Source organism: Staphylococcus sp. URHA0057 (genome assembly GCF_000620265.1).
Lineage (GTDB): Bacteria > Bacillota > Bacilli > Staphylococcales > Staphylococcaceae > Staphylococcus > Staphylococcus pasteuri.
The window spans coordinates 449,430-468,662 of record NZ_JHVS01000001.1 but is presented as its reverse complement, the minus strand read 5'-3'; the positions used below and the strand labels follow the sequence as shown (position 1 = coordinate 468,662).

Genomic DNA, 19,233 nt, shown 5'->3' with positions numbered 1-19,233 from the left:
TGTATTTTGTTTGTGATACAGAAGATTTATAATTTTAAGCATTGTAAAATATTTAAAATTATAAGTACAAGGTGATTATATATGGATTCAGTAGAAATAAGCCGATTGCTTACAGGTATGACATTAGCAGTACATATCATATTTGCAACAATCGGTGTTGGTATGCCATTAATGTTTGTTATTGCAGAATTTCTTGGTATACGTAATAATGATGCGAATTATATAGCATTAGCAAGAAGATGGTCAAAAGGTTATACAATAACTGTTGCAGTTGGTGTTGTAACGGGTACAATTATTGGTTTACAACTGTCGCTTGTTTGGCCGACATTTATGAAAATGGGTGGTCATGTCATAGCCTTACCATTATTTATGGAAACATTTGCTTTCTTCTTTGAAGCAATTTTCCTAAGTATTTATCTTTATACATGGGATAGATTCAAAAATAAATGGATTCACTTTTTCATTGGTTTACCTGTGATTATCGGTGGGTCGTTCTCAGCATTTTTTATAACGTCAGTTAACTCATTTATGAATACACCTGCTGGCTTTGAAATGAAGAATGGTCGAATGGTGAATGTTCAACCATTAGAAGCAATGTTTAATTCATCATTTATTGTAAGATCATTTCACGTCGTTGCGACAGCAGGTATGACAATGGCATTCGTTCTTGCAGCAATTGCAGCGTTTAAGTTATTAAAAAATCGTCACCCAGAAGATAAAACATATCATTTAAAATCTTTAAAAATGACTATGATTGTTGGTTTTATATCAACATTATTATCTATGTTAGCAGGGGACATGTCTGCAAAATTCTTGCACAAAGTACAACCTGAAAAATTAGCAGCTTATGAATGGCATTTTGATACGCAGTCACATGCCAATTTAGTATTTTTTGGTGTATTAAACGACAAAACAAAAGAAGTATCTGGTGCTATTGAAATACCTGGAATGTTAAGTTTTTTAGCTGATAATAATACGAAAACAACAGTAAAAGGACTTAATGATTTTCCTAAAAATGAATTACCACCATTAATCGTTCATTATTTCTTTGATTTAATGGTATCTATGGGTGTATTTTGTTTTATTGTTTCTGGAATATATATGTTATTTTTAATCATTAAAAAATTACGTAAGTTTACAACTCATAAAGCTATGTTATACGGTATTTTATTAACTGGACCAGCTTCTATGTTAGCTATAGAGTTTGGTTGGTTCTTAACTGAAATGGGACGCCAACCATGGATTGTAAGAGGTTATTTAAGAGTTTCACAAGCTGCAACACAAGCTGGAGGCATTACGTTAGTAACAATACTATTTGGTTTATTATATTTAGTACTTTTAGTAACTTCAGCTTATGTTTTACTAAGAATGTTTAAAAATAAACCGGCAATCAATGATGTTGATCGAGTAATTAAAGAAAGAGGTGATAGCAAATGATGTATTCATATATAGGTATTACAGTGTTATGGATATTTTTATTTTGCTATATCATCGTAGCCTCAATTGATTTTGGTGCAGGATTCTTTGCACTCCACTCTAAAATTACTGGTGATGAAAAGAAAATTAATCACCTTATTGAAAGATATTTAAGTCCAGTTTGGGAAGTAACCAACGTATTTTTTGTATTTTTCTTTGTCGGTTTCGTCGGTTTCTTTCCGGATTCTGTTAAGTATTTAGGAACAGTGCTACTTGTTCCCGGTTCACTTGGAACGATATTGATTTCAATTAGAAATAGTTTTTACGCATTTGAAAATTATGGTCAAGATACTAAATTACCATGGATTGTCTTATATGGTTTAACAGGTTTGTTGATTCCGGCTGCATTAGCGACTGGATTAACGATTTCAGAAGGTGGCTACATAAAAGAAGTTGGTAATCATGTTGATTTGGAATGGGTTCAATTGTTATTAAGTCCTTTCGCATGGTCCGTAGTATTTTTAGCCATTATATCTGTACTTTATATATCTTCAGGATTCCTAACGTTTTATGCTAATAAAGCGAATGATAAACCAGCATACGATTTAATGAGACGTTGGCATATATTTTGGGGACCACCAATGATGATTATTTCATTATTTGTCTTTTTATCACTAAGAGTTCAAAATTCATATCATTTTAATAATGCTGTCTTTAACTATTGGTGGATGTTTGTTATTAGTTTTATATTTTTCTTAATTGCTGGTGCATTAACAATATTTAAGAAAAATCATGGCTTGGCATTTATTATGGTTATTCTACAGATGTTATTTGCCTTTTTCGGATATGGTATCAGTAAATTGCCATATTTATTACAACCATTTGTGAAAATTTCAAGTTCCCATGTCAATGATGAAATGGGTCTAGCACTTGTAATAGCATTTATTTTAGGTTTACTTTTATTAGTTCCATCGTTAATATTATTATTGAGATTATTTGTTTTCGATAAAGATTATGTTGAGGGCAAAAAATAATTTATAAAAGTTTATCAATATATAACAACGGTATTGAATCAATTTTTAAAGTGTTACATTAGTAAGGATTGATTTAGCCGTTGTTATTTAAATGTGTATATATTACGGAGGACAATTATGGAAAAGGAATACGTTGTAATTGGTTTAGGTCGTTTCGGTGGCAGTATTGTTCGTGAACTTAACGCCTTAGATATGGATGTTATGGCTATTGATAGTGATGAAAATAGAGTCAATGAATATAGCGATATTGCAACACATGCAGTTGTTGCAGATACAACAGATGAAGCAGTAATGAAAAGTTTAGGTATAAGAAACTTTGATCATGTTATTGTGGCAATTGGTGAAAATATTCAATCTAGTACCTTAACTACACTTATTTTAAAAGAATTAGGTGTAAAAAAGGTTACAGCCAAAGCACAAAATGATTATCATGCCAAAATATTAAATAAAATAGGGGCAGATACTGTTGTACATCCAGAACGTGATATGGGAAGACGTATTGCACATAATGTTGCAAGTGCCAGTGTATTAGATTATTTAGAATTAGCAGATGAACATTCAATCGTTGAATTAAAAGCTACAGAAAAAATGACTGGACAAACTATCATAGACTTAGATATCCGTGCTCAATATGGAATTAATATTATTGCTATTAAAAGAGGTAAGCAGTTTATAGTTTCACCTGATCCATATTTAAGTATTGAAATCGGGGATATACTGATTATGATTGGACACGATAATGATTTAGGTCGCTTTGAAAAGAATATCGTTAAATAAATAATATTAGTAATAAGTAGGGATATACCCTACAATTCTAGCACTCAGATGAAGTAGATTAATTTCAATTCATCTGAGTGTATTTTTGTGTTCTAATATTTTATTTTTCCAATACAAAAACTCCCATAAGTGAAATTATCGAAGGATAATTATTACTTATGGGAGTTTATTATAGAATTATTGATTTTTATTTTCATTAACTTTCATAATAACCGGTAAAATCATTGGTCTACGAGCTGTTTTTTCAAATAAATATGGTTGTAATGTTTCAATAATTGAAGATTTAATTTGATGCCACTGTATATCTTTATTTTGATTTAATTTGGATATAACATCTGTTTTAATACGACGTTGTGCATCATATATTAATTGGCCAGATTCACGCATGTAAACAAAACCTCTTGATATGATATCTGGACCTGAAAGTAAAGTGTTAGTATTAAAGTCGATGCTAACTACAACGATTACTAAACCTTCTTCAGATAATAATTTACGATCTCTAATAACAACGTTACCTATATCACCAATACCGCTACCATCGACAAGGACATTACCTGAAGGGATTCTGCCTGCTTTACGAGCCGAATCATGTGTTAAGGCAAGTACGTCACCTATATCAAAGATAAATACATTATCTTCATCTACACCACAATCAACACCAGTTTCACCATGTGCTTTCAACATACGGTACTCACCATGAATAGGTAAGAAGTATTTTGGTTGAATTAAACGTAGCATAAGGGACTGGTCTCCACGTGAACCGTGTCCAGATGTATGAATATTAGAAATTTTACTATGAATGACATCTGCACCAGCTTTGTAAAGTGCATTGATTGTACGGTTAATACTTTTTGTATTACCAGGAATAGGTGATGAACTAAATACCACTGTATCTTCTGGGATAATTTTAATTTGTTTGTGTGTACCATTAGCAATACGAGATAATGCTGCCATTGGTTCACCTTGAGATCCTGTACATAAAATAAGTAATTCATGTTTAGGAATACTATTAATTTTACCTGGTTCTAAAAAAGTTTCAGGTGGAGCTTTAATATAGCCTAATTCCATACCAATTTTAATATTATTTTCCATTGAGCGTCCGAATGTGACAATTTTTCTATTGTGTTTAACAGCGGCTTCTACTGCTTGTTGTACACGATAGATATTCGAAGCGAAGGTAGCAAATATGATACGACCTTTGCAATTACGGAAAATTTTATCGACATTTTGACCAACTTCACGTTCACTAAGTGTAAAATCTGGTACTAAAGCATTTGTTGAGTCAGATAGGAGACAAAGCACACCTTCTTCACCAAGTTTAGCCATTTTTGCAATATTAGCTGGTTCACCAACAGGTGTGAAATCAAACTTAAAATCTCCAGTATGAACAATTTTACCTTCTGGAGTATCCACAACAACACCGTATGCTTCTGGGATACTATGAGTAGTAAGGTAGAATGAAATTTCAAAGTGTTTTGATTTAATGACACTATCTTCATTAATTTCGTTCAGTTGAGCAGTACGTAATAAGTTATGTTCTTCTAATTTGTTTCTAATCAATCCTAAAGCTAATGGACCACCGTAAATAGGTACATTAATTTGCTTTAATAGGAAGGGCACACCACCTATATGATCTTCGTGTCCATGTGTTATGAACAGACCAACAATTTTATCTTGGTTCTGTTCTAAGTAAGTGTAATCAGGAATGACATAGTCAATTCCTAAAAGATTATCATCTGGAAATTTAATACCAGCATCAATAATCACGATTTCATTTTTGTACTCAATAGCATAAGTGTTTTTACCAACTTCACCTAAGCCACCAAGTGCATATACACCTACTTCATTTTGATGTAATTGTTTCATTATTCAGCTTTCTCCACACTGAAATGATCTGAAGTTTCTTTTTCGTAATCTAAATGTGCGCCCTCTAATTTAGTGATAAATTCGATATTAAAATTACGGTCTTTTAAATAACGTCTAACTTGTTCTTCAGTTTGTGCTTCAACATAAATTGTTTGTGTGTTTTCACGCACGATTACTTCATCTTTATTATGTTGATAGAATACTTTAAATACTGACATTGATATAATTCCTCCTAAGGGTTGTTTTAAATATTTATTCAAGTCCCTTGGTTTACAACTCGGGTTATTAAAGATAGAAACAATAAAATTCTAATTGATATAACTCTTCAATAAAGCATGCTTCCTTATTTAAAATAAAATACATACCAGCTCAATCTAAATAGATATACAATGATTCTATTTAATTTCACTACCGAGTATGTTTTCCAGGGAAATATTGTCGTTCAAATTTTGAAAAATAGCATTAGTTCACTAAGTTTTCAGTTAATATATATTTTACATGATGTATAAGAAGAAATAAAGCAGTTTTATCTTTAAGTAAAGTGGTAAGAAGTGTTTTAAGCGAGAATATTTAAATAATGACTAGTTTTTAAATGGAATTGTTCCACTTTTACTATTAGATATTTGTTTAAATTATAATAGATAGGTATTTAATAGATGAAGAAATATATAATGAGAAGTAGTGGAGTTAAGACTCGTAATAATATTTACAGAAGTTCAGAAATAAAAACTCGTAAGTAATTAATACTTACGAGTTTTAAAATTTCATATTAAACTTCTACTGCATCATTATGTGGTGTTAAAGGATTAGCTTCGTCGATATGATCGTAAAACATTACACCATTTAAATGATCAATTTCATGTTGGAAAACGATAGCAGGGTAGCCTTTTAAACGTAATTTAATATCATTACCTTCGATATCTTGAGCTTTTATTGTCACTCTATTATGACGATGAACCAATCCAGGAATTGATTCGTCAACACTTAAACATCCTTCACCAGTTGGTAAATAAGCTTCTTGGACACTATAACTCATTACCTTTGGATTCACTAACATATAGTCATAAGATTTCCCATTACCATCATCAGGTAAATAAACTGCAATCATTCTTTTTGAAACATTAATTTGTGGTGCTGCTAAACCTACACCGGAGCGTAAACCATATTTATTAGCGATGTCATCATCTTGACTATTAATTAAAAACTCACGCATAGCTTTTAATGTTTCTTTATCTTCATTAGATAAAGGGAAACTTAATTCTTGAGCTTTTTCACGTAGTGTAGGATGACCATCTCTTATTATATCTTTCATTGTTAACATGTTTGACACCTTCCTTAATATAAATATACCAAATTAGATAGGTAGAAGTACATTGATGTAAATTAGATTATTAGTAGAAATACTAAATAAAAGTTAGAATAACATCATAGTCGACAAACTTCTATAAGTAGAAGGTGTAAATTCAAAACTCACTGATACTATATAGTATAATAATTTTATATTATAATATAAATAAAGGCATACTCGTTATATACATGAATAGTTTAGACGGCTTATAATATCGATTTCGTTGATTTATAATGTAGATTTATTTATTATAACAAGCGTACAACTTTGAGGAGGAAACAGAAATGAAATTTAACAAAACGATAGCAGTAGTAGCTACATCGGCTGTTTTGTTAGCAGGATGTACTACAGATAAAAAGGAAATTAAAGCATATGACGATCAAGTACAAAATGCTTTTGATAAAGAAAAACCAGTTACAGATGTAAGTAAAAAAATAAATAAGTTAGAAGAAGAAAAACAAAAGCTATTTAAAAAAGCTAATGATAAAGATCAGCAAACTAGAGAGAAAGCTGCTGATGATATTGTCGAAAATGCAGAAAAACGTGAAAAAGAATTTAAAAAAGAAGAAAAAGCGCTTAATGAGTCTGAAAAAGAATTTAAAAAAGCAGAATCACACATTGATAATATAGACAATAAAGATAAGAAAAAAGAAGTTGAAGAACTAGATAAAGCGATAAAAGATAAATATAAAACACATAGCGACTATGCAAAGGCTTACAAAAAAGCTTTAGGTAAAGAAAAATCACTGTTTAGTTTTATTAATAAAGATGGTGCAACACAAGAACAAGTTGATGAAAAATCAAAAGAATTAAGTAAAGCCTACAAAGATATGAATAAGAAATTTAAAGCGTATTCAAAAGCTATGAACAAGGTAAATAAGGAAAAACAAGACGTAGATCAATTTAAATAATTTGACGATTGATACAGATGTAGGGGAAGTATTAGTACAGTCCTCACATCTGTATCTTTTTATAATAAAACAGAACTTTATGAAATCGTTTAACAGGGTTATTTATTTGTGATACAATTGTTATGGATAAAATGAATTTCTATTTATAAATGGGAAAGGTATGGTGAATTGAATGGCTCCTAAGTTACAAGCCCAATTCGATGCGGTAAAAGTACTAAATGACACACAGTCGAAATTTGAAATGGTTCAAATTTTAGACGTAGATGGTAACGTTGTAAATGAAGACTTAGTACCTGATTTAACAGACGAAGAATTAGTAGAATTAATGGAAAGAATGGTATGGACACGTATTTTAGACCAACGTTCTATTTCTTTAAATAGACAAGGTCGTTTAGGTTTCTATGCACCTACAGCAGGACAAGAGGCTTCTCAATTAGCTTCTCAATACGCTTTAGAAAAAGAAGACTTTATTTTACCAGGGTATCGTGATGTGCCACAAATTATTTGGCATGGTTTACCTTTAACTGAAGCTTTCTTATTCTCAAGAGGTCACTTCAAAGGAAATCAATTCCCTGAAGGCGTTAATGCATTAAGCCCACAAATTATCATCGGTGCTCAATATATTCAAACAGCAGGTGTAGCATTCGGTCTTAAAAAACGTGGCAAAAATGCAGTTGCAATTACTTATACTGGTGATGGTGGTTCATCTCAAGGTGACTTCTATGAAGGTATTAACTTTGCTTCAGCATACAAAGCACCAGCAATCTTTGTTATTCAAAACAATAACTACGCGATTTCAACACCACGTAGCAAACAAACTGCAGCAACTTCATTAGCTCAAAAAGCTATTGCTGTTGGTATCCCTGGTATCCAAGTTGATGGTATGGATGCGTTAGCAGTATATCAAGCTACTAAAGAAGCTCGTGAACGTGCAGTTGCAGGTGAAGGTCCAACATTAATCGAAACTATGACATATCGTTATGGTCCACATACTATGGCTGGTGACGACCCTACACGTTACAGAACTTCAGATGAAGACGCAGAATGGGAGAAAAAAGACCCATTAGTACGTTTCAGAAAATTCTTGGAAAACAAAGGTCTTTGGAATGAAGAGAAAGAAAATGAAGTTATTGAACGTGCTAAATCAGACATCAAAGCAGCTATTAAAGAGGCTGACAATACAGAAAAACAAACTGTTACTTCTCTAATGGAAATCATGTATGAAGAAATGCCTCAAAACTTAGCAGAACAATATGAAATTTACAAAGAGAAGGAGTCGAAGTAAGCCATGGCACAAATGACAATGGTTCAAGCGATTAATGATGCGCTTAAAACTGAACTTAAAAAAGACGAAGACGTATTAGTTTTCGGTGAAGACGTTGGTGTTAACGGTGGTGTATTCCGTGTTACTGAAGGTTTACAAAAAGAGTTTGGTGAAGATCGTGTATTCGATACACCACTTGCAGAATCTGGTATTGGAGGTTTAGCTTTAGGTTTAGCTATTGAAGGTTTCCGTCCAGTAATGGAAATCCAATTCTTAGGATTCGTATATGAAGTATTTGACTCTGTAGCAGGACAAATCGCACGTACTCGTTTCCGTTCAGGTGGTTCTAAAACTGCACCTGTAACAATTCGTACCCCATTCGGTGGCGGTGTGCATACTCCTGAATTACACGCAGATAACTTAGAAGGTATTTTAGCTCAATCTCCTGGATTAAAAGTTGTTATCCCTTCAGGTCCATACGATGCTAAAGGTTTATTACTTTCTTCTATTAGAAGTAACGATCCAGTAGTATATTTAGAGCATATGAAATTATATCGTTCATTCAGAGAAGAAGTTCCTGAAGAAGAATATACAATTGATATCGGAAAAGCTAATGTTAAAAAAGAAGGTAACGACATTACTTTAATCGCTTATGGCGCAATGGTTCAAGAATCATTAAAAGCAGCTGAAGAGTTAGAAAAAGAAGGTTATTCTGTTGAAGTAATTGATTTACGTACAGTACAACCAATTGATATTGATACTTTAGTAGCTTCAGTTGAAAAAACAAATAGAGCAGTAGTTGTACAAGAAGCACAACGTCAAGCAGGTGTTGGTACACAAGTAGCAGCTGAATTAGCTGAACGTACAATTTTATCATTAGAAGCTCCAATCGCTCGTGTTGCAGCAGCTGACACAGTATATCCATTTACTCAAGCTGAGAATGTTTGGTTACCAAATAAAAATGATATTGTTGAAAAAGCAAAAGCAACTTTAGAATTTTAATAAATGAATAAAATTTATATTAAATAGTGATTTTTATTATAAAATCTTAGGAGGAAAAAGACCGTGGCATTTGAATTTAGATTACCCGACATCGGGGAAGGTATCCACGAAGGTGAAATTGTAAAATGGTTTGTAAAAGCTGGAGATACAATTGAAGAAGATGATGTCTTAGCAGAAGTTCAAAATGATAAATCTGTTGTAGAAATTCCATCACCAGTTAGTGGTACAATTGAAGAAGTATTAGTTGATGAGGGTACAGTAGCAGTTGTTGGTGATATCATCGTTAAAATTGACGCACCAGATGCTGAAGAAATGACATTCAAAGGTCATCACAGTGATGAATCATCAAGTGATGCACCTAAAGAAGAAGCTCCTCAAGAAGACAATGCTTCATCTCAAGAAAGTCAACCAGCAGCAACTAATACTCAAGACGTTGAAGTTGATGAAAATAGAACTATTAAAGCAATGCCTTCAGTACGTAAATATGCACGTGAAAATGGCGTGAATATTAAAGCAGTTGCAGGTTCAGGTAAAAATGGACGTATTACAAAAGAAGATGTTGATGCATACTTAAATGGTGGATCAGCTCAAACTACATCTAATGAAAGTGCAGCATCAGATGCTACTTCAGAAGATAGTAACGTTGCAACAACTCAAACAGTTCCAGAAGGCGATTTCCCAGAAACAACTGAAAAAATCCCAGCTATGCGTAAAGTAATTGCCAAAGCTATGGTTAATTCTAAACACACAGCGCCACATGTTACATTAATGGATGAAATTGATGTTCAACAATTATGGGATCACCGTAAGAAATTCAAAGAAGTTGCAGCTGAACAAGGAACAAAACTTACTTTCTTACCATATGTAGTGAAAGCACTTGTTTCTGCACTAAAAAAATACCCAGCACTTAATACTTCATTTAATGAAGAAGCTGGCGAAATTGTACACAAACATTATTGGAATATTGGTATTGCAGCAGACACAGACAGAGGTTTATTAGTTCCTGTTGTTAAACATGCTGACCGTAAATCTATTTTCCAAATTTCTGATGAAATTAATGAACTAGCTGTTAAAGCACGTGATGGTAAATTAACTTCTGATGAAATGAAAGGTGCAACATGTACAATCAGTAATATCGGTTCAGCTGGTGGACAATGGTTCACTCCAGTTATTAATCACCCAGAAGTAGCTATCTTAGGAATTGGGCGTATTGCTCAAAAACCGATTGTTAAAGATGGAGAAATTGTAGCAGCTCCAGTTCTTGCATTATCATTAAGCTTTGACCACAGACAAATCGATGGTGCAACTGGACAAAATGCTATGAATCACATTAAACGTTTATTAAATAATCCAGAATTATTATTAATGGAGGGGTAAAAAGATGGTAGTTGGAGATTTCCCAATTGAAACAGATACTATTGTAATCGGAGCAGGTCCTGGAGGTTATGTTGCAGCAATTCGTGCAGCACAACTAGGTCAAAAAGTAACAATCGTTGAGAAAGGTAATTTAGGCGGCGTTTGCTTAAACGTTGGTTGTATTCCTTCTAAAGCTTTATTACACGCATCTCATCGTTTTGTTGAAGCACAACATTCAGAAAATTTAGGGGTAATTGCTGAAAGTGTTTCTTTAAACTATGAAAAAGTTCAAGAATTCAAATCATCAGTAGTTAACAAATTAACTGGTGGAGTTGAAGGATTATTAAAAGGTAATAAAGTTGAAATCGTTAAAGGCGAAGCTTACTTTGTAGATAATAACAGTTTACGTGTTATGGATGAAAAAAGTGCTCAAACTTACAATTTCAAACATGCTATTATCGCAACTGGTTCTAGACCAATTGAAATTCCTAACTTTGAATTCGGTAAACGCGTTATCGATTCAACAGGTGCGTTAAACTTACAAGAAGTACCTGGTAAATTAGTTGTAGTTGGTGGCGGTTATATCGGTTCAGAACTTGGTACTGCATTTGCAAACTTCGGTTCAGAAGTAACAATTCTTGAAGGTGCCAAAGATATTTTAGGCGGCTTTGAAAAACAAATGACACAACCAGTTAAAAAAGGCATGAAAGAAAAAGGTGTCGAAATCGTTACTGAAGCTATGGCTAAATCAGCTGAAGAAACTGAAAATGGTGTTAAAGTTACTTATGAAGCTAAAGGTGAAGAACAAACAATCGAAGCTGATTATGTATTAGTAACTGTTGGACGTCGTCCAAACACTGATGAATTAGGCTTAGAAGAATTAGGTCTTAAATTCGGAGAACGCGGTTTATTAGAAGTTGATAAACAAAGCCGTACTTCAATCGAAAATATTTTCGCAATTGGAGATATCGTTCCAGGTTTACCACTTGCTCATAAAGCTAGCTACGAAGCAAAAGTTGCTGCAGAAGCTATTGATGGACAAGCTGCAGAAGTTGATTACATTGGTATGCCAGCAGTATGTTTCACTGAGCCAGAATTAGCTCAAGTTGGATATACTGAAGCGCAAGCAAAAGAAGAAGGTTTATCAATTAAAGCTTCTAAATTCCCTTACGCTGCAAATGGCCGTGCATTATCTTTAGATGATACTAATGGTTTTGTTAAATTAATTACACTTAAAGAAGATGACACAATCATCGGTGCTCAAGTTGTTGGTACTGGCGCATCAGATATTATTTCTGAATTAGGTTTAGCAATTGAATCAGGTATGAACGCTGAAGATATTGCTTTAACAGTACATGCTCACCCAACATTAGGTGAAATGTCAATGGAAGCAGCTGAAAAAGCGATTGGTTACCCAATCCACACAATGTAATTTAACGAATTAGTTAAATGAGACTGGCAACATAATTGTTGCCAGTTTTTTTATGTTGTCAAAACTATATACAATCTTAGTTTAAAAATATTAAATCAGTTGTTTGTTAAATGCTTGTTCGATAGACTGAATATATATTCTATTAAACATATTGGAGTGAAAAACATGGAATATCAATATCCCTTAGATATAGACTGGAACAATGAGGAAATGATGTCAGTCATTCATTTCTTTAATCAAATTGAAAATTATTACGAATCATCTGTTAAAGGCGAAGATGTCAAAAATGCTTACAAAACTTTTAAACAAATAGTCCCTGGTAAAGCAGAAGAAAAACAAATATTTAAAGAATTTGAAAAAAGTAGTGGATATAATAGCTACAAAGTTGTTCAAGAAGTGACTAAAAATCCCGATCAACAAGTCTTTTCTGCAAAGTCATAATCCATAATACAAATCATTTATTTTAAAAAGTATTGATTATAAAGTTATATTTTGGTATTTTTATTAAGCGTTAAACAAAATGTTTGATAAAAGTAAACTTAATATAGCTTTTTTTAGGTGGTTTCAATATGGATATAGGTTATAAACTTAAGAATCTTAGGAAAATAAAAAATTTAACTCAAGAAGAATTGGCAGAAAGAACTGATCTTTCAAAAGGATATATTTCCCAAATAGAAAGTCAAAATGCATCACCAAGTATGGAGACATTTTTAAGTATCTTAGAAGTCTTGGGTACTTCAGCAAGTGATTTCTTTAAGGAATCAGAACAACAAAAGGTCATTTATAAAAAGAAAGATCAGGTCATTTATGATGAATATGATAGGGGCTATATATTAAATTGGTTAGTAACTAAATCTAATGAATTTGAAATGGAACCACTTTTATTAACATTAAAACCTGGTGCGTCTTATAAAACATTTAATCCATCAGAATCTGATACATTTATCTATTGCTTGCAAGGTCAAGTTACACTTCAATTAGGTAATACTTGTTATCATGCTAACAAAGAAGATGTATTTTATTTTAAAGCGAACGATGATCATCGTCTATTTAATGAAAGTCATGAAGAAGTGAAAATATTAATTGTTGCAACAGCATCATATTTATAAGGAGTTGTAGAAATTGGCACCATTATTATCATTTAAGGGAGTAAGTAAAGGATATGATGACGTTCAAATATTAAATGAAATTGATATTGATATAGAGTCTGGACACTTTTATACATTGTTAGGTCCTTCTGGATGTGGTAAAACAACGATTTTAAAATTAATAGCTGGATTCGAATATCCTGATAAAGGTGAAGTTATATACCAAAATAAACCAATCGGTAAGTTACCTCCAAATAAGCGAAAAGTGAATACAGTATTCCAAGATTATGCATTATTTCCACACTTAAATGTATTTGATAATATCGCATATGGATTACGACTTAAGAAAATGAGTAAATCTGCAATAAAAGATAAAGTAGAAGAAGCTTTACGATTAGTAAAACTTTCAGGATATGAAGAACGCAATATCAATGGTATGAGTGGTGGTCAAAAGCAACGTGTTGCTATAGCACGAGCGATTGTTAACGAACCAGAAATACTTTTATTAGATGAATCATTATCCGCTTTAGATTTAAAATTACGAACTGAAATGCAATATGAACTACGTGAATTGCAATCAAGATTGGGGATTACATTTATTTTCGTAACCCATGATCAAGAAGAAGCTTTGGCTTTAAGTGATTACATATTTGTAATGAAAGATGGTAAAATTCAACAATTTGGTACACCTAATGATATATATGATGAGCCAGTCAATCGATTTGTGGCAGATTTTATTGGTGAATCTAATATTGTAAAAGGAAGAATGGTCGAAGATTTCGTTGTTAATATTTATGGTCAAGATTTTGAATGTGTAGATATGGGAATTCCTGAAAATAAAAATGTAGATGTAGTGATTCGTCCTGAAGATATTTCTTTAATCGAAGCAGATAAAGGCTTATTCCAAGTAAAAGTTGATTCAATGCTTTTTAGAGGGGTACATTACGAAATTTGTGTAGTTGATAGAAAAGGATATGAGTGGGTAATTCAGTCGACACGTAAAGCAGAAGTTGGTAGTGAAGTTGGTTTATATTTTGAACCAGAAGCTATTCATATTATGGTACCTGGAGAAACGGAAGAAGAATTTGATAAACGAATTGAAAGTTATGAGGAAGTTGATAATGCGTAATACAAATCGTTTATTGCTCATCCCGTATTTAATTTGGATGGTTCTTTTTATTATCATCCCAGTGGTACTTCTCGTTTATTATTCTTTTCTCGATAACCAAGGACATTTTAGCTTTACTAACTATGAACACATCTTTACATTTAGTTATTTAAAAATGTTTACTGATTCAATCCTTTTTGCAGCTATTATAACAATTGTAACGCTCGTGATAAGTTATCCAGCTGCTTACTATATTGCACAATCAAAATATCAAAATTTACTATTAATGATTATGATTATACCAACTTGGATTAACCTATTATTAAAAACATATGCATTTATTGGTTTATTAAGTCATGATGGGTTAATTAATCAATTATTAAATATATTTCATTTATCTCCAATAAACATGTTATTTACAGCAGGTGCGTTTATTGTGGTGGCTAGTTATATCTATATCCCATTTATGATACTGCCTATATTTAATAGTATGAAAACTATACCTAATAATTTACTACAAGCATCTAGTGATTTAGGTGCCAGTCCATTAACGACATTTAGAAAAGTGATTGTACCATTAACAAGAGAAGGTGTAATGACAGGTGTACAAGTTACCTTTATACCAGCATTATCATTATTTATGATTACTCGTCTTATCGCAGGTAATAAAGTTATTAATATTGGTACAGCAATTGAAGAACAATTTTTAACTATTCAAAACTATGGAATGGGATCTACGATTGCATTATTCTTAATCATCTTCATGGCATTTATATTAATTATGACAAAATCTAAATCTAATCATAGGAAAGGGTGAGAAATGTGAAATGGTATGGCAAGCTTTATATAAGTATTTTAATTGCTGTGTTATATATACCCATTTTGTTTTTGATGGTATATTCATTTAATTCAGCAGGTAATATGATTCATTTTGAACATTTCACATTAGAACACTATCAAACCTTGTTCCAAAATGATAAATTAATTTCTGTCATTTTTAATACGGTCGCAGTCGCATTAATTGCAGCTGCTGTCTCAACTTTAATAGGTACTTTAGGTGCAATTGCTATTTATTATTTAAGAAATAAACAATTTAAAGTAACCTTATTAACTTTAAACAATGTATTGATGGTATCATCTGACGTTGTAATTGGTGCTTCTTTTTTAATTATGTTCACTGCTATAGGTCATTTTACTGGATTAGGACTTGGTTTTTGGACAGTTTTGGCATCACATATTGCATTCTGTATACCGATAGTTGTTATCGTTGTATTACCTCAATTATATGAAATGAATGATAGTATGTTGAATGCTGCTAGAGATTTAGGAGCTACAGAATCACAACTATTGAGTAGTATTGTGATACCTAATATAATGCCTGCAATCATCGGTGGCTTTTTTATGGCATTAACGTATTCTTTAGATGATTTCACAGTGAGCTTTTTCGTTACTGGTAACGGATTTAGTGTGCTTTCTGTAGAAGTCTATGCCATGGCTCGTAAAGGTATAAGTATGGAAATTAATGCTATATCAACAATATTATTTGTCGTTATAATGATAGGTGTCATTGGTTATTACGCGATTCAGCACATCGTTCAACGTAAAAAACATACGAAACGAGGTGTGAATACATGAAGCGATTTTTACAATTAATTTTAATCTCTATCATTATCGGTGCTTTATGTTTAGCAGTCAGTCATTGGTTTAAATCAAAAGAGAATACAGATACCAATCAGAAAATTTATGTATATAACTGGGGAGAATACATTGACCCAAGTTTAATTAAAAAGTTTGAAAAAGAAACAGGTATACAAGTAGTATATGAAACATTTGATTCTAATGAAGCTATGGAAGCAAAAATTCGTAACGGTGGTACGCATTACGATGTAGCGTTTCCAAGTGAATATACAGTACAAAAATTAAAACGTGCACATCTTTTAGAACCACTTGATCATAAAAAAATACCTAATATTAAAAATTTAGATTCAGATTATATGAACATGCCATATGACCGCCATAATAAATATTCATTACCTTATTTCTTTGGTACTGTTGGTATTTTATATAATAAAGATAAGTATCCAAATGATTCTTTTAATAGTTGGAAAGATTTATATAAACCAAAATATAAAAATGAAGTACTTTTAGTAGATGGTGCTCGAGAAATTATAGGTTTGGGTCTCAATAAATTGGGATATAGTTTGAATGATAAAAATCCACAACATATTAAAAAAACTGAATCAGATTTACAGAATTTAGCACCACAAGTAAGAGGTGTCGTAGGTGATGAAATTACAATGATGCTTCAACAGAATGAAGGTAATGTGGCCGTTGTTTGGAGTGGGGTTGCTGCTCCATTAGTACAAGAAAGTGACAAATATAATTACGTTATTCCTAAAGAAGGGTCTAATTTATGGTTTGATAATATGGTTATACCAAAAACAGCGCAAAATAAAGAGGGCGCATATAAATTTATGAACTTCTTATTAGATGCAAAAAACAACAAACAAAATACCGAATGGGTAGGCTATGCGACACCAAATAAAGCTGCAAGAAATATGTTACCAAATGATATTAAAAATGATCATAGATTTTACCCTAATAAAAAGGAACAACAACGCTTAGAAGTTTATCAAGATTTAGGTCAAGATACATTAAGTGAATATAACGAAAGTTTTTTAAATTTTAAAATGTCGTTAAAGTAGAATGAAAATGGTAGTTATTTTATGTTATTTTCGATATAATAACTTGATAAGTAAAGTAAGGAGTTGTAACGAATGACAGGAGAGCAATATACTCAAATCAAACGTCCAGTCAGTCGACTAACAGAAAAAGTATTAGGTTGGCTTAGTTGGGTATTCTTACTAGTGTTGACAATTGTCACGATGTTTATAGCTTTAGTGTCATTTAGTAATGATACATCAATTGCTAACTTAGAGAATACATTAAATAATAATGACCTTATTCAACAAATGTTGGCAAATAATAGTTTAAGTACTACACAATTTGTAATTTGGTTACAAAATGGTGTATGGGCTATTATAGTGTATTTCATTGTTTGTTTACTGATTTCATTTTTAGCATTAATATCTATGAATATTAGAATTTTATCTGGATTTTTATTCTTATTATCAGCAATCATTACGATACCATTAGTGTTACTTGTTGTAACTTTAATTATTCCAATTTTATTCTTCATCATAGCAATTATGATGTTTGTAAGAAAGAACAAGGTAGAAGTCGTACCAAATTATAATAACGGTTATGGTTACCAACCTTATAATGAAGTTCCAGAGCAAGATACACATCAATATGAACCTGAACAAGAAGAAAGAATTGAGAAAACAAGTCAACGTAGACGACCATCACGTCGTAGTATGGAACGTAAAGAACAAGCATATGAACCAACTCAAGATGCTACAGCACAAAATGAAGAAAATAATGAAACATATGATGATAAATATGAACAATTTCCTAAGCGTGCTGTTGAAAGTGAATATCGTTCAGATGATGATGAACAAGAAGAAGAACCTACAGTATTATCTAGACAAGCTAAGTATAATAAGAAATCTAATTCTAATAACGAAGCACAAGTTAATCCAGAGGCTTATAATGATAGTGCATATGATGAAGCACAAAATAATTATAATGATGAACCTCAGATTGATCCAAAAGAACTAAAAGCTCAACAAAAGAGAGAAAAAGCAGAAATTCGTGCTAAGAAAAAAGAAAAGCGTAAAGCATATAATCAACGCATGAAAGAAAAACGTAAAAATCAACCAAGTGCTGTAAATCAACGTAGAATGAATTACGAAGAACGTCGTCAAATGTTCGGTGAAACTGAACAAAAAATGAGAGATAACGTTAAGCAAGATAATCAAAATATTGATGAAGAAAACAACTCTAAATAATAATTTAAAGACCAAAAATGAAAGTTTAGTATTCATTTTTGGTCTTTTTTTCTAGAGTATTAAAATTTTAGTGTATTAATTAGCAAGAAAAGACAGTTTTTAGTATTATTAAGGTAAGGATTTAAGGAGGTACCGAAATGAAAAGAAAAACAGAACTTATTTTAGCTTGGATTGCTAATGGATTGAGTAGTTTATATTTATTATTAGTAATCGTAGGTTATTTCGCTATGAAGTCAGGAAGCGGTGCATCTCAAAATGAAGAAATGGTAAGCAAAATGATGGGAAGTAATCAAGATATGTCTATGGACATGCTTGCAACATCAATTGCTTTATCAATGGGTGTGTTAGCTTTCTCTACTATATTAGGAATTGTTGGTGCGCTAACTGTTAAAGGAAGACGTAAATTAGGCGCTAGTTTATTAATTGCAGCTGCAATTGTTGGTATTATGGCAACTAATATTATTGCGATGGTATTATGGTTAATTTCTGGTATCATGCTACTTGCGAAATCAGATAAACAAGGACCAACTAATCAATTCCAAAATAATAATTCTTATGATGATTCAACCAAGAGACAAGAGTGGAATCCAGAAGAAGAATTAAAAGAACATCAACAAAGCAAAAAGCCATATACTTATTAGATAAAACACCTTCTAATAACTATTGATTGAATGATTAAAAAATGGAGCAACTTCATAAAATATCGTAAAGTAAAACAAC

19 protein-coding genes are annotated in these 19,233 nt (G+C 31.9%); 16 read left to right on the top strand and 3 right to left on the bottom strand.

Annotation, left to right across the window (positions count from 1 at the left end; genetic code table 11):
* The first annotated feature begins 81 nt into the window (after positions 1-81).
* From N524_RS0102145 to N524_RS0102135, 3 genes are all read left to right on the top strand, one after another.
* Entirely contained in the window at positions 82-1,437 is a 1,356-nt protein-coding gene (locus N524_RS0102145; protein WP_029055531.1) for a cytochrome ubiquinol oxidase subunit I, read from the top strand.
* Entirely contained in the window at positions 1,434-2,450 is a 1,017-nt protein-coding gene (locus N524_RS0102140; RefSeq protein ID WP_017637702.1) for a cytochrome d ubiquinol oxidase subunit II, read from the top strand. The genes N524_RS0102145 and N524_RS0102140 overlap by 4 nt, the downstream gene beginning before the upstream one ends.
* 117 nt (positions 2,451-2,567) lie before the next feature.
* Entirely contained in the window at positions 2,568-3,227 is a 660-nt protein-coding gene (locus N524_RS0102135; protein ID WP_017637701.1) for a potassium channel family protein, read from the top strand.
* A 177-nt stretch (positions 3,228-3,404) separates the two neighbouring features.
* On the opposite strand, the gene rnjA is transcribed toward N524_RS0102135, so the two are convergent.
* The 3 genes from rnjA to def form a co-directional block, all read right to left on the bottom strand.
* On the bottom strand, positions 3,405-5,093 hold the full coding sequence (rnjA, locus tag N524_RS0102130) for a ribonuclease J1 (protein ID WP_029055530.1): 1,689 nt from the start codon (positions 5,091-5,093) through the stop codon (positions 3,405-3,407).
* Positions 5,093-5,311, bottom strand: a complete 219-nt coding sequence (locus N524_RS0102125) for a DNA-dependent RNA polymerase subunit epsilon (RefSeq protein WP_017637699.1) — start codon at positions 5,309-5,311, stop codon at positions 5,093-5,095. The genes rnjA and N524_RS0102125 overlap by 1 nt, the downstream gene beginning before the upstream one ends.
* Before the next feature lie 551 nt (positions 5,312-5,862).
* Positions 5,863-6,414 carry a peptide deformylase gene (gene def, locus N524_RS0102120; protein ID WP_017637698.1) on the bottom strand — a complete coding sequence of 184 codons (552 nt, stop codon included), beginning with the start codon at positions 6,412-6,414 and terminating at the stop codon, positions 5,863-5,865.
* 311 nt (positions 6,415-6,725) lie between these two features.
* Between def and N524_RS0102115 the strand changes: the two genes are divergently transcribed.
* From N524_RS0102115 to N524_RS0102055, 13 genes are all read left to right on the top strand, one after another.
* A complete protein-coding gene (locus N524_RS0102115; protein WP_029055529.1) occupies positions 6,726-7,352 on the top strand; it encodes a YkyA family protein in 627 nt (208 codons plus the stop codon).
* 172 nt (positions 7,353-7,524) lie between these two features.
* Positions 7,525-8,637 (top strand): pyruvate dehydrogenase (acetyl-transferring) E1 component subunit alpha, encoded by a 1,113-nt coding sequence (gene pdhA / locus N524_RS0102110; RefSeq protein WP_017637696.1) that lies wholly within the window; start codon positions 7,525-7,527, stop codon positions 8,635-8,637.
* A gap of 3 nt (positions 8,638-8,640) precedes the next feature.
* Positions 8,641-9,618 carry an alpha-ketoacid dehydrogenase subunit beta gene (locus tag N524_RS0102105; RefSeq protein WP_029055528.1) on the top strand — a complete coding sequence of 326 codons (978 nt, stop codon included), beginning with the start codon at positions 8,641-8,643 and terminating at the stop codon, positions 9,616-9,618.
* 63 nt (positions 9,619-9,681) lie between these two features.
* Positions 9,682-10,995 carry a dihydrolipoamide acetyltransferase family protein gene (locus tag N524_RS0102100; protein ID WP_029055527.1) on the top strand — a complete coding sequence of 438 codons (1,314 nt, stop codon included), beginning with the start codon at positions 9,682-9,684 and terminating at the stop codon, positions 10,993-10,995.
* Positions 10,996-10,999: 4 nt separating this feature from the next.
* Positions 11,000-12,406 (top strand): dihydrolipoyl dehydrogenase, encoded by a 1,407-nt coding sequence (gene lpdA / locus N524_RS0102095; protein ID WP_017637693.1) that lies wholly within the window; start codon positions 11,000-11,002, stop codon positions 12,404-12,406.
* A gap of 165 nt (positions 12,407-12,571) precedes the next feature.
* Complete coding sequence (locus N524_RS0102090; protein WP_017637692.1) at positions 12,572-12,847, top strand: UPF0223 family protein; 276 nt, start codon at positions 12,572-12,574, stop codon at positions 12,845-12,847.
* Between the two features lie 128 nt (positions 12,848-12,975).
* Positions 12,976-13,515, top strand: a complete 540-nt coding sequence (locus tag N524_RS0102085) for a helix-turn-helix domain-containing protein (RefSeq protein WP_017637691.1) — start codon at positions 12,976-12,978, stop codon at positions 13,513-13,515.
* Positions 13,516-13,528: 13 nt separating this feature from the next.
* On the top strand, positions 13,529-14,623 hold the full coding sequence (locus tag N524_RS0102080; RefSeq protein WP_017637690.1) for an ABC transporter ATP-binding protein: 1,095 nt from the start codon (positions 13,529-13,531) through the stop codon (positions 14,621-14,623).
* The gene (locus tag N524_RS0102075) at positions 14,616-15,419 is read left to right on the top strand and encodes an ABC transporter permease (RefSeq protein WP_029055526.1); all 804 of its coding nucleotides are present in this window, start codon (positions 14,616-14,618) and stop codon (positions 15,417-15,419) included. The genes N524_RS0102080 and N524_RS0102075 overlap by 8 nt, the downstream gene beginning before the upstream one ends.
* A gap of 5 nt (positions 15,420-15,424) precedes the next feature.
* Positions 15,425-16,237: an ABC transporter permease gene (locus tag N524_RS0102070; protein WP_029055525.1), complete on the top strand. Its 813-nt coding sequence runs from the start codon at positions 15,425-15,427 to the stop codon at positions 16,235-16,237.
* Positions 16,234-17,307: an ABC transporter substrate-binding protein gene (locus tag N524_RS0102065; RefSeq protein WP_029055524.1), complete on the top strand. Its 1,074-nt coding sequence runs from the start codon at positions 16,234-16,236 to the stop codon at positions 17,305-17,307. The genes N524_RS0102070 and N524_RS0102065 overlap by 4 nt, the downstream gene beginning before the upstream one ends.
* Before the next feature lie 72 nt (positions 17,308-17,379).
* Complete coding sequence (gene auxB / locus N524_RS0102060) at positions 17,380-18,513, top strand: lipoteichoic acid stability factor AuxB (RefSeq protein WP_029055523.1); 1,134 nt, start codon at positions 17,380-17,382, stop codon at positions 18,511-18,513.
* 137 nt (positions 18,514-18,650) lie between these two features.
* A complete protein-coding gene (locus tag N524_RS0102055) occupies positions 18,651-19,154 on the top strand; it encodes a DUF4064 domain-containing protein (protein WP_029055522.1) in 504 nt (167 codons plus the stop codon).
* The last annotated feature ends 79 nt before the right edge of the window (positions 19,155-19,233 follow it).

What these genes read in the sequence shown, in the direction of transcription:
- N524_RS0102135 (WP_017637701.1), top strand. Translation starts at nt 2,568, where the DNA reads ATGGAAAAGGAATACGTTGTAATTGGTTTAGGTCGTTTCGGTGGCAGT.
- N524_RS0102065 (WP_029055524.1), top strand. Translation starts at nt 16,234, where the DNA reads ATGAAGCGATTTTTACAATTAATTTTAATCTCTATCATTATCGGTGCT.
- N524_RS0102085 (WP_017637691.1), top strand. Translation starts at nt 12,976, where the DNA reads ATGGATATAGGTTATAAACTTAAGAATCTTAGGAAAATAAAAAATTTA.
- N524_RS0102125 (WP_017637699.1), bottom strand. Translation starts at nt 5,311, where the DNA reads ATGTCAGTATTTAAAGTATTCTATCAACATAATAAAGATGAAGTAATC.
- N524_RS0102115 (WP_029055529.1), top strand. Translation starts at nt 6,726, where the DNA reads ATGAAATTTAACAAAACGATAGCAGTAGTAGCTACATCGGCTGTTTTG.
- rnjA (WP_029055530.1), bottom strand. Translation starts at nt 5,093, where the DNA reads ATGAAACAATTACATCAAAATGAAGTAGGTGTATATGCACTTGGTGGC.
- N524_RS0102055 (WP_029055522.1), top strand. Translation starts at nt 18,651, where the DNA reads ATGAAAAGAAAAACAGAACTTATTTTAGCTTGGATTGCTAATGGATTG.
- N524_RS0102090 (WP_017637692.1), top strand. Translation starts at nt 12,572, where the DNA reads ATGGAATATCAATATCCCTTAGATATAGACTGGAACAATGAGGAAATG.
- N524_RS0102075 (WP_029055526.1), top strand. Translation starts at nt 14,616, where the DNA reads ATGCGTAATACAAATCGTTTATTGCTCATCCCGTATTTAATTTGGATG.
- N524_RS0102140 (WP_017637702.1), top strand. Translation starts at nt 1,434, where the DNA reads ATGATGTATTCATATATAGGTATTACAGTGTTATGGATATTTTTATTT.
- auxB (WP_029055523.1), top strand. Translation starts at nt 17,380, where the DNA reads ATGACAGGAGAGCAATATACTCAAATCAAACGTCCAGTCAGTCGACTA.
- N524_RS0102105 (WP_029055528.1), top strand. Translation starts at nt 8,641, where the DNA reads ATGGCACAAATGACAATGGTTCAAGCGATTAATGATGCGCTTAAAACT.
- pdhA (WP_017637696.1), top strand. Translation starts at nt 7,525, where the DNA reads ATGGCTCCTAAGTTACAAGCCCAATTCGATGCGGTAAAAGTACTAAAT.
- lpdA (WP_017637693.1), top strand. Translation starts at nt 11,000, where the DNA reads ATGGTAGTTGGAGATTTCCCAATTGAAACAGATACTATTGTAATCGGA.
- N524_RS0102145 (WP_029055531.1), top strand. Translation starts at nt 82, where the DNA reads ATGGATTCAGTAGAAATAAGCCGATTGCTTACAGGTATGACATTAGCA.
- def (WP_017637698.1), bottom strand. Translation starts at nt 6,414, where the DNA reads ATGTTAACAATGAAAGATATAATAAGAGATGGTCATCCTACACTACGT.